This window comes from Spirosoma endophyticum (genome assembly GCF_900112365.1).
Lineage (GTDB): Bacteria > Bacteroidota > Bacteroidia > Cytophagales > Spirosomataceae > Spirosoma > Spirosoma endophyticum.
The window spans coordinates 1-15918 of record NZ_FOLQ01000027.1 but is presented as its reverse complement, the minus strand read 5'-3'; the positions used below and the strand labels follow the sequence as shown (position 1 = coordinate 15918).

Here is a 15918-nt window from a genome sequence, read left to right as displayed (position 1 = left end):
CTAACTCCTCGGCGGCCCGATAGGGTAACCCTCTCTGGTTGACTATTGGCAAAAGACCAAATCTTGGTTTCTTACCAGCCCACAAACCTAAAGGGCGGCCCGGTTTCAACTGGCTGATCATACCTTGCAGACGCTGACGAAGTCGAGTAAATTCAGTCAGCTTTTTCATGACGGGTCGAGCAGGATTCCAGAGCCGAGTCCGGTCTTGAAAGCGATAAGCATACTCAGCAATTCGCTGAGCATCAACGCTATCTGACTTGCCTCGTTGCAGCCCGCCAGCTTGTTTAATATGTAGGGAAGCTTCCAGCCAAATTGGTAATTGAGCCTGAAAAAGCACCTCTAGGGCGTGTGCGTTGTAAAGTCCAGTATGTTCCATGCAGACCACACAGTTTGCTGTCTGGAAGTTGGGCAAAGCCAGCAGTTGTTTGATAATTGCCCGAATGGCCACGGGTGAGTTTTCAGATTGGGTTTGCCAAATGATGCCTTTATTAGCGTAAACAGCCCAATCCAGCGTGTTCTTAGAAACCGCACGGGCGGCCCCGATCAATACCAATGAAATGGCGAATGTCCATTGAAGTGCTTAATTTTAAGGTTCGACAATCAGACAGCTTACTCATCACTCGCTACCTTGCTAATGGGGCTACTATCCCTAATTTCTATTCGAGGCTGGGTAAGAAAGACCGAGCGGGACCTGAATCGGCCCATAGGGCGTAAACCTGGCCGGAGACGTTAGGGAAGCCCGCTCGGTTGTCTGTCTGGCAAGCTACCTAAATCTTGGTTTCTTACCAGCCCTCAAACCTAAAGGCCGGAGCGGTCATTTCGACGACGAGACTTATACTGCAAGGAGGATCGACGGAACTGAATAACAGAGCAGGCACGGCGGGCCGAAACGCGCGGGGTGGCCCGTGCCATAGTTTTCCATTAAACTTGAGGCCAGTTTTCTTCGCTGAACTGGCCCGCTCGGATTTCCATGGGTTATGCAAGCGTGAACGTATAATTTTTGTCATATTTCTGTCTCCGATGGACTACTGAGCAAACCCGGTGGATTAGCTTGTTGCGAACCGCGTTCAGAACAAGCATCTTATTTTTCCCTTCGGTAACTTTACGTTGGTAGTAAGCTTGTAACTCGCCTTTCATCCGAATCGCTGACATGGCACCTAGGTGAAAGAGTGATTTTAGCCGTAAACGAGCATGTTGACTCACCCGCGTTTTGCCACGTACGCTGCTACCCGATCGGTATTCAAAAGGAGCTACACCAGCGTGACAGGCGAGTTTTTTGGGGTCGTTGATGGCCTTAAATTCGTTGGTAGCAACCAGCACTTCAGTCGCAATGGCATCACCCACGCCGGGGACAGAGGTGATTAAACCGAAAAGCTCCCTCAAGCGATCATCACTCTGAATAAGCCCATTAATTTGTTTTTCAGCACTTTCTAAATCTGCATTGATGGCTTTTAAAGAGGCCTGGCAGTTTTTGGTCAGTTGCTTTTGGAAAGACTTTTCTACGAATCCCTGCTGTTCTTGAATGGGTTGTTGAAGTTGCTGACGAACTCGAAGAAGCCGTTGCCGAAGCGCGCTTAGAGCTGATAGTTTTTGCAAAACGAGCCGTGGCGGCTCCCATAAGCACATTTGATCCCGAAAACGAAAGGCATACTCGGCGATCCGTCGAGCGTCAATGGCATCGGTTATACCCCGTTGTAGACCGCCCGCCTTCTTAATTTGAAGACTACTTTCCAGCCAAATGAGTAGCCTCAATTTGTAAAGGGAAGATAAAATATGAGCACTGTAGTCGGATAGGTCAGGAGCCTTGCGGCCCCCTTCCCTCCTCAGAACCGGACTTGTGCCTTCCAACACATCCGGCTCAAGCAGATGACAACCGGCTCAGGGTTCCTTGCTTTTTTTTCGTTGCTGCGAATGCTTTCGAATGCACCTGTTGATGACACGTCACATGAACTAACCGTAGATTGGAATAGGCATCACTGCCGCCTTCCTGCTTCGGCTTGATATGATGAACATGCAGGGCTTCGTCAGTATACAAACTCGTTTTGCAGACCGGACACTGATGGTTCTGCCGTCGGGCAATCCGTTGCTTGCTGGGCACTAACTCAGCCGACTTTCGTTGGGTACGTTTCTGCCAGTACGCCCGCAAACTAGGATCATCCGGAGAGGCAGTATGCTGAATCAGAATATGCCGTTGGATGGGCGTCCAGACAAACTTCTGGAGTGCTATACCCGTCTGTTTATCCCCAAACACCCATTTGTCCTGTCGGTCCAGATTGAGCCGTCCCCAATACTTGGCCTGTTTCCAGGCGTAGTTTTTACGGGGATGCATCCGACGAACATAGCGTACCTGACGGTCAAACATCCAGCGATCTAACTTGGTAAAGGTCTCATAGGCGACCCCAGTCCGAAAGTAGTTCGACCAACCCCGAATGATCGGATTCAGCCGTTTGACAATCACTTCCACACGCTGGGTTTTCAACCCTAACCACTCCGCTCGCAGGCGGTCCCGGATTTTCTGAACCGATTCCTTGCTGGGTTTGGTGAGCGTTTTCCAGCTTGTTGTCGTGTTTCGGCTCGGATATTGACGCACATGGAAACCTAAGATGTCGACCCCATCTGTCAGATGAACAATACGTGTTTTCTCCTCTGATAGGGCTAATCCCCTTTCCTTCAACCAGTCTTTAAGCAGCAATACGGCTTGTTGGGCATCTTCCTGTGTCGAGCAAAAGACCAGAAAATCGTCGGCATAGCGAACTACTCGGCGCAATCCACAGGTTTGTACACGACCACCCCCATAGTAGTAGCTCATCCCCATTGCCTGCTCTAAGCCATGCAGGGCAATGTTGGCTAACAGCGGTGAACAACTACCCCCTTGGGGAGTGCCTGAGTTAGTCGGGTGGAAGACATTCGCTTCCAGATAACCTGCTTTTAGCCATTGCTCCAGCAGTCTTTTGGCAGGAAAACGACCGATCCGTTCGAGCAGAAACGAGTGATCGATGTGATCAAAAGCTCCTTTGATGTCCGCATCAACCACCCATTTTCGTCGACCATCAGGACGAGCGTACCGAAAGATGCGCTCAATAGCATCATGGCAACTTCGACCCGGTCGAAAACCGTAACTACTGGCTTCAAACTTAGCCTCCCATTCCGGTTCCAAGGCCTGCACCACCATGGTTTGTAAGCACCTATCTCCGATAACAGGGATTCCTAAAGGCCTGCGCTTTGCGTTGGCTTTAGGAATGTAAACCCGTCGGGCGGGTTTGGCTTTCCAAGGTTGGTGTTGGCTCAGTTCCTCCACCAGCTTCTGTCGTTCACTAGCCGTTCTGACCACCACCTGATCCACTCCTGGCGTGTCTTTACCCGCATTGAGTTGGGTAATCCGACGGACGCTGGTCACTCGGTTCGCATAACTCCGCAGCATTAACTTTTGCAAGGAACGTACCTTCTTATGGTTACCCTCCTGAGCCGCCCGAAAGATGCGGGAGCGTAGATTTTTGAGCAACCGAAATGCCTTCTGCCAATCAATGGCATGCCAGTCGGTTGGTCCAACGAGTCGGTTTGCTTCCGGTTTAGGGTGCATCGAACTAAGCTCCTTGTTCAAAATCTGTTCTTCCGTCTTTGGGGCCATCTACCAGACTCACGTCAGCCCTCTTTCAAGGTGGGTATTGCCCTATCTGGTCGGTTATGTCTTCCCGTTGCCTTTCGGCTTACCAGCTTTCGCTTCTTGAATCCTCCTCTTCCCACTGAAGAGTTGTGCCTTTCCTCGCGGTCAGGCCTACTGTAGCTTTCGATACAGACTTCATTGGGGTTACCACGTTCCACACGTCTGAGATACGACCGGGTGGGGTGCCTCCTTTATGGCGGGGACTAGGGTGCTCGACATCCGAAGGCATCGCCGAATGTTCCTTTTTGTCCCATCATTACCGTATCAATCCTTGTTTCGGTAACCAACACTGACGCCACCTCATCAGAGGTTCATTCTCATTCACCCTTTCGGTCTTCTCCTGGCCCGATTTGCGTCAAGGATTGACCCGCATCTTAGGCTTTATCCGCTTGCAACAGACCCCACCGTTACCAGTGACGCCCCTACGGATTGGAGATCGGTTCGAGCACTAACCGAATGGATCATCATCCATACTCAAAACGTGCAACTTCGTGTCGCACGATACCCGTGTGTTCTTGACAAAACACGGCCTGAGCGGAGTTCCAACCCGGCAAGGCTTTCAACTGAACTAAAGCCGACCTAATCCCCTTGAGTGTATTGTCAGTTTGGATGCTCAGGAGGATACCCTGCTGTTGGGTATATACAGCCCAATCCAGCGTGTCTTTAGAAATGTCAATGCCGACGAAGTAGCAAAAGTCCATGTTGCTGATTAGTTTTGAGATAGTAGCCAACTCCTTACTTTTGCTCAAACCCTTTTGTGGGCCACGAACCCAATTTTCTATCCGAGCCAGAGTGGGGAAAACAGAGAGGGTCCTAAATCGGAGCATAGGTCTAACTCCTCGGCGGCCCGATAGGGTAACCCTCTCTGGTTGACTATTGGCAAAAGACCAAATCTTGGTTTCTTACCAGCCCACAAACCTAAAGGGTGGCCCGGTCCGTGATCCGGAAACGAATCAAAGAAATTGCCCGAGTAAGGGTTCGGTACGGTTATCAGCGGATTTATGTGCTGTTGCACCGGGAAGGCTGGCGTGACAACCACAAAAGGGTGTATAGGGTGTATTGTGAAGAAGGATTGCATCTCAGAAGCAAGCGTCCCCGTCGTAACCGAGCCGCTGCACACCGGTTGGAACGCCCTCAACTCTCCAGTATCCATCGTGCTGGAGTATGGATTTTGTGGCCGATCAGCTCTTTTACGGCCGCAAAATTCGGTCCTTAACTGTAGTGGATAATTATAGTCGTCAATGCCTGGCAATTTATGTTGGTCAGTCTTTAAAATCAGAAGATGTAGTTGCTGTAATGAATCGTCTACAATCGTTATATTTAACCGTTCCTGAACGTATTCAAGTTGATAATGGCAGTGAATTTATCTCAAAGTTTCTGGACAAGTGCGGGGCCGCCCGTGCGGGCTTATGATAACAAAGTGACACTGGACTTTTCAAGGCCAGGAAAGCCAACGGATAATGCGTTTATCGAGTCATTTAACGGTAGTTTCCGGCAGGACCGCCTGTGCGGATGAGTGCCTGAACGTTCACTGGTTCTTATCGCTAGACGATGCTCGGGAAAAAATTGAACACTGGAGGCAAGAATATAATAGCTTCCGACCCCACAGCTCTCTTGGTGGCTTAACCCCAGATGAAGTTGGAAAGGGGAAGGAAAAACTAACAAATGAACGTCCGATCCTCAATCTTTGACCGGTACCCTTTTCGGGAGGAACTCACGGCAAGTCAGCAAGACCCTCTGGCCGTTGCTCAATGGCGGGAAGAACGTTTGCCCGAACTCAATCGGATCGATTTCTATGATTCAAACAACAACGGGGGAATAAAAATCTTTATACTTTTCTCTCCGTTGAACACAGGCATAAACGCGATGGATTAGCTTTTTACAGACGTTGTTAATGACTAACATTTCGTTCTTTCCCTCAGCCGTTTTCCGCGTGTAATAAGCTTTAAGGTCCTGAGAGTGCTGGATGGCTGACATAGCCCCATTGTGCAGCAAGGCTTTCAGCGGTTTATCGGCTTTGTTACTGGTTTTAGCTTTGCCTCGGTACTGTCCTGACGAGTACACAAAGGGGACGACGCCAGCATGACAAGCCAACTTCCTAGGATCAGTGATGGCCTTGAATTCGTTGCGGGGTCGCCCGTGCGGTGATGATCAATAACTCCGTAGCAATAGCTGGGCCAATGCCTTTCACCGATTGAATGTATCCATACAGCTCTTTCAAATAAGGATCATTGGCAATTGTGTCCGCAATGTCTGCCTGGATCTGTTTGATGTCTTTGGTAAGAGTGTCCAATGTTTTCTGACACGATTTCTTCTCCGCAGTATGGTCTTTTTTGGAAATAAATCCATCCGAATCAGTCAACGGAGATTGGAGCATTTTACGCACTTTGACCAGACGACTGCGGGTAGCTGTCAAGCGATCGCAGCGGCGAACCGTCCAGCTTTTGAATAACTTCTCGCTTGGGTGTCCACAGATGGACTGCTTCCCGATTTTTGTTGGCATAGAGGGCGATTCGTTGGGCGTCGACTTTGTCGTTTTTCCCCCGAATCATCCCCAAACTTTCTTTAATATGGATTGGGTGCTCTACCCAAATATTTGCTTCGCTTGATTGTAATAAGCTAAGAATGTGGTTATTATATATTCCACAGGGCCGCCTGAGCGGTGTGCTCCATACAAAACAGGCTGTTGTCAAAACTAGCTTCTGGGTATTGTTGCTTTAAATGTTTAACATAGCTTTCAATACCTTTTTGATCATTCAACGACTGATAGTGAAACAACAACTTATTGGCGACGACAACGGCCCAGTCCAGGGTAGCTTTGGAAATATCAATACCAATAAAAAGCGTAAAAGTTTCCATATTTTTGAATCAGTTAATAGTACTACTTAAGCCAGTAGCCTGTTGTACACTCAATACCTTGCTGATGGGTCACGAACCCGAATTTCTATTTGAGTCTTGTGCTTCAGTAGTCCAATGGGGCCCTGAATCGATCCATGAGTCATTAGTTCAGCCGAAGACGGTAGGGCATCCCCATTGGCACTGGCTTACCCTCAGTTTGAGAGCCTTCCAAGGTAGAGCATTCTTGGAATATTTATAGGGGCCAAATCTAAAGGCCGAAGCGAAAAAGCTAACGATGAAGGAAGAATAATTTTGTATATGGATGAGTCGACGTGTTATTTACTTCCCTTACTAAGGTGCCGTTTGGCTCCTTGCGGTCCTTATGGTGGCATTAAACTAATTATAACTCTATGCATTTGGTTCAAGCAGAAACGGAAGCTCTGCTGACCAAAATACCAGATCAAAATGACAAAAAATTGTTCCGCTAGTCCGGATTACACGGGATCAATCTACCGTGGCGGGCTTGTCCTTTAAAAGTATATTTTGAATAGTCTAAAAGCGAGAGTCCGTCTTATCTTGGAGTTACTAAGCTACCAAGATCATAAACCAAACGTTTCAAGAACTAACGGACTCTGAATTGCAAGTCTAATTCTGAATGACAAACGCAAACGCTGGCATTCGCTTCCCACTATTATTGATGCCATTCTATGGATCAACTACCAAGGATTGAAGTGGCGCGAATTGGATAAAATGACAGGCGATAAACTGCCTTGTTTAAGCGTCTATTACTATTTCCGTCAATTCAAACGTAGAGGAATATGGGAGCAAATTCTGGACAGTTTAGTGGTTAAAGAGCGTAAACGCCGACAAAGTGAGTCAACACCAAGCTTGCTAGCAATTAATAGTCAGAGTGTTAAAATTATGCAGTTCATCGCAGAAGAAACAGGTATCGATGCTAATAAGAAAATCAATGGGCGCAAGCGTAGTATCGCCGTGGATCGCCTAGGCTTTCCTTGGGCTCTCACCGTTACTGCTGCCAATGAGTCGGATAACGAAGCTGGACAACTGGTGGTTGAGCGTCTAAAGGGAAAGGTATCCCGATTAGAAGTGATTGCTGCGAATCATGGCTGTAAGGTTAGTTTCATTAACAGGTTAAGCAGCAGTATAGCTGGCAGGTTGAGATTGCACAAAAACCTGAAAGCGGTCATAGCTTCGTACGTGAGAAGAACCGATGGCCCCTCGAACGCAGCTTTGGCTGGATCAATTTTAGGCGACGCCTGTTTCGAGATGTGGAGAAAACTATCGAAAGTTCGAATGCTATGTTAAGAATTAGTTTTATTTCCATTCTCATCAACAGACTCGCCAAATAAAATTCCCAAACATACTCTAAATAAGTCAAATATATTGAAAAAAGTCTAACGAAAAATCTGTTTCACGATAGTACCAACGGCTAGATTGCCGCTATTTCGCCTAACGGTCATATCTATGTAGCGGGTTAAAATCATCCCTTTACGAGTAAAGACATTGCGTGATTTCTTACAAAATGTGTGGTCTTTATCGGAAATAGGACAGGCTTGTTATCTGGCCGGGCCGCCTCTTAGGTTTGAGAGATGGTAAGAAACCAAGATTTGGGCAGCTTGCCAGACAGACAACCGAGCGGGCTTCCCTACCGTTTCCGGCCAGGTTAACGTCCTATGGGCCGAACGGTCCGTCGTCGCGGACCTACTAGGTCTTTCTTACCCAACCGCTTCTTCCTTTCGGATAGCGTTGAATTGAGCTGAGAGAACCTCACCAAAACCTTTGAAGAACAACTAGCCAAAGCTCAACGTGCCAGGAAGAAGAAACGAGTCACGGCGATACACGCAAAATTTAAGCACAAAAACAAAGGCTGGAGCAATAAAGCCACTACCTAATTAGTATGTGGTTGTGTAGCTGATTGTATGATAGGTTACAGAAAGAAAGCAGTGTAAGCTAAGTTTACCTTGATGATCGAAGTCTAGACTACCATCTATTGTCCACATTGCTTTACCACTAACTTCGTCAGAAATGGCCACAAAAAGAACGAGAACCAAAACTACTGTCAGCATTGCGGCAAGCAGTTTCAGCATGAGTACCTCTATCGAGGTTGTCACAGAGGCCATTGAGCAACTCCTTGTAAAGATGTTAATTAAGATTCTTGATATTAGCAATATCCTCGCCGTTAGGTTGAGGTGTGTGAGGTGGTCCAGTTTAGCGCATAGTTTTTGATAAATTTAGATAATACTCGTTTTCAAACTGTTCCGAGCTTCGGTAGCCCAACGATGAGTGTTTTCGTTTATAGTTATAGTAACATCCGGTATACTCAAATAACTCGTTCGGGCATCGTCCAGATTCTGAAATAGGCTGCCTTGAATCAACTCAGCGCGGGCGGCCCCGTTCATCCTCGACCAATAAGACTCCATAAAAGCGTTGTCGTATGGATAGTCAGGGCGGCTCCTACCTTAACGCAACTTGTTGTCATTCAGGGTTAAACGAAATCTCTTGTCAATATACTGGCCACCTCGATCTGAATGAACAATTGCCTGTTCCTGAATCGGATAAGCCCACTCCCCACAAGCTAGGGCGATGTACATGATATCGACCAATAAAACCAGGCTCGGCGCCGTCGGTAGTGGAGCTTCCAGCAACAAATTAGGACGGAAAGGCCCATTACAGCGGCTATCGGTAGTGCGGGGTATAAAATTACGCGGCTAGATGGCTTGTAGGCCTTGTTGTCGCATGAGCTGTCGTACTTGAAAGCGTCCAATCTAATAGCCTTGATCACGAAGTTCTTCCACTAACCGGCGACTACCATATCGTCGAGAACGGTCATGGAAACTTTCTTGAACCGACCCAACTAGCTTCTTCTTTTTATCAGTCTGCTGATAGGTTTCACCAGTCTGATACCGATAAAAACTACTCCGGATGACATTCAGTGCATTACACAAAAGCTGAATTGGGTGATCGAAGGCAAATTGACGGATAAATCAATATCAAGTCTGTTGCGGTTCCCCGCCGGGACTGTAAATAGCTAGGGCATGCCCGCTGGCTTGACGACGAGCGGGTGCCCCGCCAGCGCTCGCAGCTGCTCATACTCGCTGGGGTGAAGCTGACGGTGACTTTGTGAAGATACTACAGCTTTAGACGGGCGGCCTTTGCGAATCAGGGATGCCGATGATTTCGGCATATAGAGCTTGGGTAAGTAAGGGATTCAACCGGGGTGATTTTCTTTTTTACCGGGCAATAAGACAACTTGCCCTCAGGGTTTATTATTGCCAAAAAAGTGAATCTTCTAATAATTAGTTGAGAATATTCTAAAAATGAAAATAGTATCATAAAAATGTATGATAGTATGCTAACAATTATCCTAAATGGGCTATTTTTACTTCTTATTAGTCACTAAACGAAGCACAATGCAAACACTGACGAAAGAAGAGCTTATTTATTCCTTCCGGGGCGATAACACCAAACGGCGGGATGCCCTTTACAACTTTTATCAAGAGTGGTTTGACTTGCCCCTAACGGCCTCCATGCTGGCCAAACGGATCTCAGCCGATCTGGGCATACCCATCGGGACAAGCCTCATCTACCACATACGATCCAAGCACAAGCCTGTTCGCGCCACAACCCGGGTAAGTCAATCCAATCAGACCACAGCGAAGGGAGTTGCCTCAACACCCCCTTTTACTATTCCAGACCTGGCAGATGGACTGTATACCCGCTCAACGATTGAATTTTTAACCGATTAAGGAAAGTTAATACGCATGAAAACATTCCATTATATTTTACAGGCCAAAGGTGGCGTCGGCAAATCATTTTTGACCTATCTGTATGCCCTCAGTCTGGAAAGTGAACCCGCATCACTGTTCTTGGACGTCGATCATTCGACCAAAACCAGTGACCGCCAATTGGCCTTTTTACGGGGTCAGGCTCAGAAACGGCTGGCTAAACTCTCCCTGTTCAACGAACGTGCCAAGCAGGATCGGCAGTTGCTGGTTCAGTCAGTGGTCGAATTGGCTGGCCTGGATTACCAACAGTATTTTTTAGATTTCGGGGCGCCTGAATCCGAACAGTTCCCAGCTATGCTAGCGCAGGATATCCCAGCCTCGCTGCTCAAACGGGTTGAGAGCCAGCTGAAGAGTCAGTTTATTTTCCATGTTGTCATTGGGGGCAATACAGCGTTTAAACCCTGCGTCGAATACCTCGAACAACTGGTGATTAGGCTGGAGGCTCATTTTCAAATCGTCGTACATCCGAACCTATATAGTTTTGTAGGCCCTGCTCGCCAGGATCAACTGGCTTTACTGGAGAGCTTTTGCCAGCAGAACCAACTTGCGGTATCCTCTTTTGGAGGGATAGATGCCGAGAGTCAGGTGGGTAAGCAGATTGTCCATTACGCACAGTTGGGCAAGGGATTGAATGAGTATGATTTTTTGGAACGGCTGCTAATGGAACAGCAACTTGACCAATTACACGCAGTATAAGAGATGGTGAGTTTTGAAAAAACGAAAGCGCGTATCAAGGCACGTTATCAGTATGATGTGGGCGACTCGGGAGCGTTATTAATAACGGTTATAGAAGAGGAAACCGCTCGCCATCAGCAAGCGATTGACGTAGCGGCAGCGCGTATTCACCAGAGCCAGCAGCCTTTCCAGACGGACAATCCAGCAGCGGCTTTCTGGTACGGATTTGGTCGAATGGGCATCTGGGTGCTACCCATGATCCTGCTACTTGGCGTAGGCGTCTGGCTGTATTCACGACAGAAGAATTTTGAGGAAGTCGAACGAATTCTAACCCAGTATCCCTTGGCGAGAGAGTATGAGAATTTGATAAAAACGGGTGTACTCAACAAAGGTGAAGACGGCAGCCTGAACTTAATGCTGAAGCCTGCGCCTAAAAACGGAAATACGGAAGCGGGTAAGCACTACATTTACCATGCGGAATGTCAGTGTGTTTATGTCCCTTTACACTGGTAGCGGGTCGTAGCGGGTATATCAACACTAACACCTGAACTTGTTAGCGTTCACTGGACGGACTTCGCAAAGAACCTCTACCATAGGGTCCAGTGAACGCTAACAAGTCCACTATTCAGGTGAACGGTCTTTTCTAAACGCAAGAAGGCCTATTTTCATTTACTCCCCGCTTACCCTGTCTCCGTTCAGAAAGATGTCCGATGACTACCAGGGTTGACCCAGATATAAAAGGGAATAAAACAGATTTTTCATTTCTCTTTTATAGCTGGATCAGCCCCGCGGTGGCCGGTCCGCCGGTGCGGTATCACTCCGGTTCAAACCAACTGTACCCAAACAAGGGGGCCGTTGAAAAGTTGCCTCAACGTCAGCCGGACTCGACTTTTGATTCAGTTTACTATTCGGATGAAATCTCCTCATTATTCGCTGCGCAGCGATTTGACCGGGTTCATCAGCGCGGCTTTCACGCTCTGAAAACTCACCGTCAGCCAGGCAATTAGTAGCACCAGCAGAAAGGGTATGACGAAAAGCCACCACGAAAGATCCGTATGGAAAGCATACCCCTGCAGCCAGCGCGTCACAGCATACCACGATAACGGCGTGGCAATCACAAACGCGACCAGCATCAATACCGCAAACTCCCGATAGAGCAGTTGCACGATGCTGCCTACCGAGGCACCCAGCACTTTGCGGATGCCAATTTCTTTGGTGCGCTGCGCGGTTGTAAACGAAGCCAGCCCGAACAAACCCAAACAAGCCACCAGGATAGCCAGTAGGGTGAAGAAACCAAACACCTGGCCAAACCGCTGATCCGCCCGGTACTGATTATCGAAGCGTTCATCCAGAAACGAGTAGTCGAACGGGATTACCGGGAAAGAATCGGTTCCACTCAGCCCGGATGCCGGCAATTTGTTTCGTCAGCTCACCGGTATTCAGTTTAATGGAGAAGAAACCCCGCACGTCGGGCTTTAAGACCAGCATTAGCGGATCAAAGGCATCGCGCAAGGACTGTTGGTGGAAATTATCCGTTACACCGACAATGGTGAAGATATCGCCCCAAAAGTCGATCTGTTGACCAATCGCCTGGGCCGGGTCAGCGAAACCCAGTTGCTGGATGGCTATTTTGTTAAATACCACCGCTTTGGGATCACTCCCGAATGCCTTCGAAAAATTGCGTCCGGCCAGCAGCTTTAGCTCATAAGCGTTGATGAAATCGTGATCAATACCGATGATCCGATATTGCTTGCCTTTGCTTTCGTCGACTCCTTTTGAGCGGATGCCACCCGCATTAAAGTCCGATCCCTGCCCCGGAACAATGGAAGAAACAGTCACCGATCGGATGGTTGACTGACGCATCAATTCCGCTTTAAAAGCCGCCAGTTGGCGCATAAAGGTGGAGTCGTTGGTAACAAGGGGCGGATTGAGAACTAAGGTCTGGTTGATGTTGATACCCAAACTTTGTTTTCGCATGAAGCTGATTTGCTGAAATACCGCCAGTGTACCCACCAACAGGAACAACGACGCGGCAAAGTGAAAGACCACCAGTGACTTACGCAGGTTAACCCCCTGTCGGGATGTGCTGACTTGCCCTTTCAATACGGCTATCGGTTTGAATCCGGACAGCACGATTGCTGGATAAAGACCCGAAAAGAAACTGCCGACAACAAACAGGCCCGTCAGGGGCCACCAGAACAACCGGCTATAGAATAACGAAGGGCTCAACTGTTGACCCGACAGTTCGTTGAAGGTTGGTAAGGTAAGCACCACCAGCAGCAACGCCAGCGACACGGCCAACGCGTTAAGCAGCACCGACTCGGTCATAAACTGCCCGATGAGCTGGCCACGCAGCGACCCTACCGCTTTCCAAACGCCCACTTCTTTCGCCCGGTTGATGGCCCGTGCCGTAGCCAGATTGATGTAATTGACCCACGCAATGAGAACGATGAAAAAAGCTATCGCCAACAGCAGGTAAACCGTCTTGCCGTCGCCGTTAGGCTCGGCTTCCATCATGAAATGGGAGTACAGATGGATATCCCGCAAGGGCTGGAGCAGATACACCGCAGCCGACCGGTATTTCTGATGTTCGGCGCCCGCCAGTTTATCGACCAGGGCCGGAAATTTGGCTTCGAGCGCCCGGGGATTAACGCCGGGGCGAAGCAAGAGGTAAGACAGCGCTCCGTCCCACTGCCAGGCCGTGTTCGGATTATTGTCGGGACCTGCCTGACTAACAAACGTGGCGTGTGAAATAATATAATCGGGCTGCAGGTGCGAATTGGCCGGAAAGTCCTTGAAAACGCCGTTACCTTAACCGCTTCTTGGCGGTTCTGTTGAATTGTTTTTCCCAGGGGGTTTTCGCGGCCGAATAGCCGTCGGGCTACGGTTTGGGAGAGGACAACGGTGTTGGGTTCGGCCAGCGCGGTAGCCGAATTTCCCGCCAGCAGGGGATACGAAAACACAGTAAAAAAAGACTGACTGGCGATGTAGACCTTTTCAACTTTCAGCCTTTTCTCCTGGTAATCGACGACGGCCGAGCCGCGACGTAACACGTTTACGTAGTCCTCTACCTCAGGGAAAGCCCCTTTGAAAGAATAACCGGCAGCTTGCGCCCCGGCCGCCCATTGGGTGCTTAGTTTGCCCTCATTGTAACGATCCTGCCGAACGCGGTAGATCCGATCCCCCTTGGCGTGAAAGTTATCGTAACTCAGTTCGAAAGCTACGTACTGCAAAATGAGTACGCAGGCCGCCACACCGATAGCCAGTCCCACGATGTTAATGGCCGAAAAAGCCCGGTTGCGAACCAGATTTCGCCAGGCGATTTTTAAATAATTCCGTAGCATCCGGGTTGGGGATTAAGTCTGCTTACATGGCGATAGGTCAACTATCGTACCACAGCATCAAAACGGCCCATAGACCCTATGCTTTACTAATTAAGGGATAATCTTTGTCCGATTTCGGACGCAAACGTCCGGTTATAAAGCAGGTCCAACTAGACCTTATAGACAACGGTACGGCAGTTAGACAGACAACATATAGTCATTACTACTGAGTAGTACTAGTCAGCTGGATGTAAACAGCTGTTAGCTCAAAATTCCTTCGTCAGGCTTCTGGTATAAGTTGTGTCGCGTTTTCCTCACCCAACTTACCTGTTTATTTTCCACACCGACTTCCCTCCTACTTCAACCACCAGATTCGTCTAGGAAGAGGAAGTGAATGCGGTTTAATGAACGCGTCATTTTGTTACTGGTGAATGGGTTGTGTTACGATCAGCTTCCTCTGAAAATCGTTCAGAAAAACCTCCGGTTGATTTTAAGACAAGACACTTTCAGGATAACGAGAAATGGTTGCCTGGTAGTCAACCACACAGTGTATGACAGAGCTCAAGACCGGTTACACCAAATAACGACCGAATACTAAGTTACTTCCTGTCCGCCTTTTTTCTTCACTTATCTTCAGTACGTAAAACCTACTAGGTGTAGCTACCGGCTGCTTCAGAATCAGGCCATGACGAAAGCTACAACGTAATGGGAATGACTTGGAAAGGCAGATTCCGTACGCAGTGTATAAACGGCTAAACAGGAAAGTAAATGGCTTTACAATCGCCCTTCTGGAAGGCAAATGTTCGCTTACAACAGGCCGCCGAAAATAGGAAGCCTATGCGAGTATTGGAACCTGATCGAACTGCCGTATTTCTCCTTCAAACAGCCATCGTGAACACGGCTATAGCCAATATCACGGTTGATGGAGGATATGGACAGGAAACCGCCAGAGCCGTTCGTGCCATCGAGACGCGTTTCAATCTGGATCGTGATGAAGGGATAGCCGCTCGACAGTCGCTCGGTGTGCTTGATATCCTGCTACAAGGGGGGCTATTGGGAAAAGAGCTGGCGCAGACAGATGTAGCGCTGGCCACCCGAAAAGTCACGGCAGCGCTGAACGCATTGACGGTATTACGGGCAAGCCCTCAACGTGTAAATCCAGCGAATAACCTCACAATTGATGCCTTGAGAACCCATTTCAGGCTTACCCAAACCACGTCGACTACTGGTGTCTCCCGGCCATTTACGACGACTGATCTAGAAACGATTATTGAGCGTTACACTCAATTGATCCGCTTGTATGCGGCCAGCGAGACTCGTTTTCGCACGGGTGCGCCGATCAACGGCATCTTCACGGCAGCCGAAGCCCCCATCAATGGCCCAATTACCTTTGGGCCTGCCTTTACCAATGTCAATTCTAATTTTGGACCGTTCATTGGAGAAAATTCACGGGCGGCCGTTTTGATTCACGAGGGCGTACACGTATTTGATCGGATTTCTGGCCGGAGTGATACGCATATTTCGGAGTTCGAAGCCGCCTATAACAGGCAATCCGCCGACTTATCCCTGCACAATCCGAGTTCTTATGCAGGCTTTGCGGCCCATATTGATC

Annotated in this window: 19 protein-coding genes and 2 pseudogenes; 9 read left to right on the top strand and 12 right to left on the bottom strand. The window is 48.5% G+C overall.

Going from position 1 to position 15918, the window contains the following annotated elements:
• From BM202_RS38530 to BM202_RS31870, 4 genes are all read right to left on the bottom strand, one after another.
• On the bottom strand, positions 1-553 hold a 553-nt coding region (locus BM202_RS38530), incomplete at its 3' end, for an IS110 family transposase (RefSeq protein WP_245776880.1).
• Positions 554-975: 422 nt separating this feature from the next.
• A complete protein-coding gene (locus BM202_RS31880; RefSeq protein WP_143100818.1) occupies positions 976-1752 on the bottom strand; it encodes a transposase in 777 nt (258 codons plus the stop codon).
• A 106-nt stretch (positions 1753-1858) separates the two neighbouring features.
• Positions 1859-3628, bottom strand: a complete 1770-nt coding sequence (gene ltrA / locus BM202_RS31875) for a group II intron reverse transcriptase/maturase (RefSeq protein WP_093833889.1) — start codon at positions 3626-3628, stop codon at positions 1859-1861.
• A gap of 500 nt (positions 3629-4128) precedes the next feature.
• The gene (locus BM202_RS31870; protein WP_093833961.1) at positions 4129-4365 is read right to left on the bottom strand and encodes an IS110 family transposase; all 237 of its coding nucleotides are present in this window, start codon (positions 4363-4365) and stop codon (positions 4129-4131) included.
• A 239-nt stretch (positions 4366-4604) separates the two neighbouring features.
• Between BM202_RS31870 and BM202_RS38525 the strand changes: the two are divergent.
• Both BM202_RS38525 and BM202_RS37595 read left to right on the top strand, forming a co-directional pair.
• Positions 4605-5355, top strand: a pseudogene (locus BM202_RS38525) (IS3 family transposase); the annotation flags it as partial.
• Entirely contained in the window at positions 5330-5539 is a 210-nt protein-coding gene (locus tag BM202_RS37595; protein ID WP_177236764.1) for a hypothetical protein, read from the top strand. The pseudogene BM202_RS38525 and the gene BM202_RS37595, both read left to right, overlap by 26 nt.
• Here the strand turns inward: BM202_RS37595 and BM202_RS38520 are convergent.
• The 3 genes from BM202_RS38520 to BM202_RS38510 all read right to left on the bottom strand — a co-directional run bounded on the left by BM202_RS38520 (position 5465) and on the right by BM202_RS38510 (position 6523).
• Positions 5465-5728 (bottom strand): transposase, encoded by a 264-nt coding sequence (locus BM202_RS38520; RefSeq protein ID WP_245776886.1) that lies wholly within the window; start codon positions 5726-5728, stop codon positions 5465-5467. The genes BM202_RS37595 and BM202_RS38520 overlap by 75 nt on opposite strands.
• A gap of 40 nt (positions 5729-5768) precedes the next feature.
• Complete coding sequence (locus BM202_RS38515; protein WP_245776879.1) at positions 5769-6167, bottom strand: hypothetical protein; 399 nt, start codon at positions 6165-6167, stop codon at positions 5769-5771.
• 131 nt (positions 6168-6298) lie between these two features.
• Positions 6299-6523: an IS110 family transposase gene (locus BM202_RS38510; RefSeq protein WP_245776878.1), complete on the bottom strand. Its 225-nt coding sequence runs from the start codon at positions 6521-6523 to the stop codon at positions 6299-6301.
• Positions 6524-7138: 615 nt separating this feature from the next.
• On the opposite strand from BM202_RS38510, the pseudogene BM202_RS39190 reads away from it, so the two are divergent.
• From BM202_RS39190 to BM202_RS39320, 3 genes and pseudogenes are all read left to right on the top strand, one after another.
• A pseudogene (locus BM202_RS39190) lies at positions 7139-7576 on the top strand (transposase); the annotation flags it as partial.
• A 107-nt stretch (positions 7577-7683) separates the two neighbouring features.
• Positions 7684-7872: a transposase gene (locus BM202_RS39185; protein WP_177236771.1), complete on the top strand. Its 189-nt coding sequence runs from the start codon at positions 7684-7686 to the stop codon at positions 7870-7872.
• Between the two features lie 636 nt (positions 7873-8508).
• Complete coding sequence (locus BM202_RS39320; RefSeq protein ID WP_449448522.1) at positions 8509-8646, top strand: IS1/IS1595 family N-terminal zinc-binding domain-containing protein; 138 nt, start codon at positions 8509-8511, stop codon at positions 8644-8646.
• An 85-nt stretch (positions 8647-8731) separates the two neighbouring features.
• On the opposite strand, the gene BM202_RS39180 is transcribed toward BM202_RS39320, so the two are convergent.
• Both BM202_RS39180 and BM202_RS37580 read right to left on the bottom strand, forming a co-directional pair.
• Complete coding sequence (locus tag BM202_RS39180; protein ID WP_394333817.1) at positions 8732-8881, bottom strand: IS3 family transposase; 150 nt, start codon at positions 8879-8881, stop codon at positions 8732-8734.
• 670 nt (positions 8882-9551) lie between these two features.
• Positions 9552-9707 carry a hypothetical protein gene (locus tag BM202_RS37580; protein WP_177236765.1) on the bottom strand — a complete coding sequence of 52 codons (156 nt, stop codon included), beginning with the start codon at positions 9705-9707 and terminating at the stop codon, positions 9552-9554.
• A gap of 226 nt (positions 9708-9933) precedes the next feature.
• On the opposite strand from BM202_RS37580, the gene BM202_RS31830 reads away from it, so the two are divergent.
• Genes BM202_RS31830 through BM202_RS31820 form a run of 3 tightly spaced genes read left to right on the top strand, consistent with a single transcriptional unit; the run spans position 9934 to position 11496 of the window.
• On the top strand, positions 9934-10269 hold the full coding sequence (locus BM202_RS31830; protein ID WP_093833875.1) for a hypothetical protein: 336 nt from the start codon (positions 9934-9936) through the stop codon (positions 10267-10269).
• A 15-nt stretch (positions 10270-10284) separates the two neighbouring features.
• Positions 10285-11004, top strand: a complete 720-nt coding sequence (locus BM202_RS31825) for a P-loop NTPase family protein (RefSeq protein WP_093833873.1) — start codon at positions 10285-10287, stop codon at positions 11002-11004.
• Positions 11005-11007: 3 nt separating this feature from the next.
• Positions 11008-11496: a hypothetical protein gene (locus BM202_RS31820; RefSeq protein ID WP_093833871.1), complete on the top strand. Its 489-nt coding sequence runs from the start codon at positions 11008-11010 to the stop codon at positions 11494-11496.
• A 413-nt stretch (positions 11497-11909) separates the two neighbouring features.
• Here BM202_RS31820 and BM202_RS38500 read toward each other — a convergent pair whose 3' ends face one another.
• The 3 genes from BM202_RS38500 to BM202_RS38490 are packed head-to-tail and all read right to left on the bottom strand — an operon-like array spanning position 11910 to position 14327.
• Entirely contained in the window at positions 11910-12398 is a 489-nt protein-coding gene (locus tag BM202_RS38500) for an ABC transporter permease (RefSeq protein WP_245776877.1), read from the bottom strand.
• Positions 12328-13497: an ABC transporter permease gene (locus BM202_RS38495; RefSeq protein ID WP_317039735.1), complete on the bottom strand. Its 1170-nt coding sequence runs from the start codon at positions 13495-13497 to the stop codon at positions 12328-12330. The genes BM202_RS38500 and BM202_RS38495 overlap by 71 nt, the downstream gene beginning before the upstream one ends.
• Positions 13497-14327 carry an ABC transporter permease gene (locus BM202_RS38490; protein ID WP_245776876.1) on the bottom strand — a complete coding sequence of 277 codons (831 nt, stop codon included), beginning with the start codon at positions 14325-14327 and terminating at the stop codon, positions 13497-13499. The genes BM202_RS38495 and BM202_RS38490 overlap by 1 nt, the downstream gene beginning before the upstream one ends.
• Positions 14328-15074: 747 nt before the next feature.
• Between BM202_RS38490 and BM202_RS31810 the strand changes: the two genes are divergently transcribed.
• Positions 15075-15918: M35 family metalloendopeptidase (locus BM202_RS31810; protein ID WP_143100817.1), on the top strand; the 844-nt coding region annotated here is incomplete at its 3' end.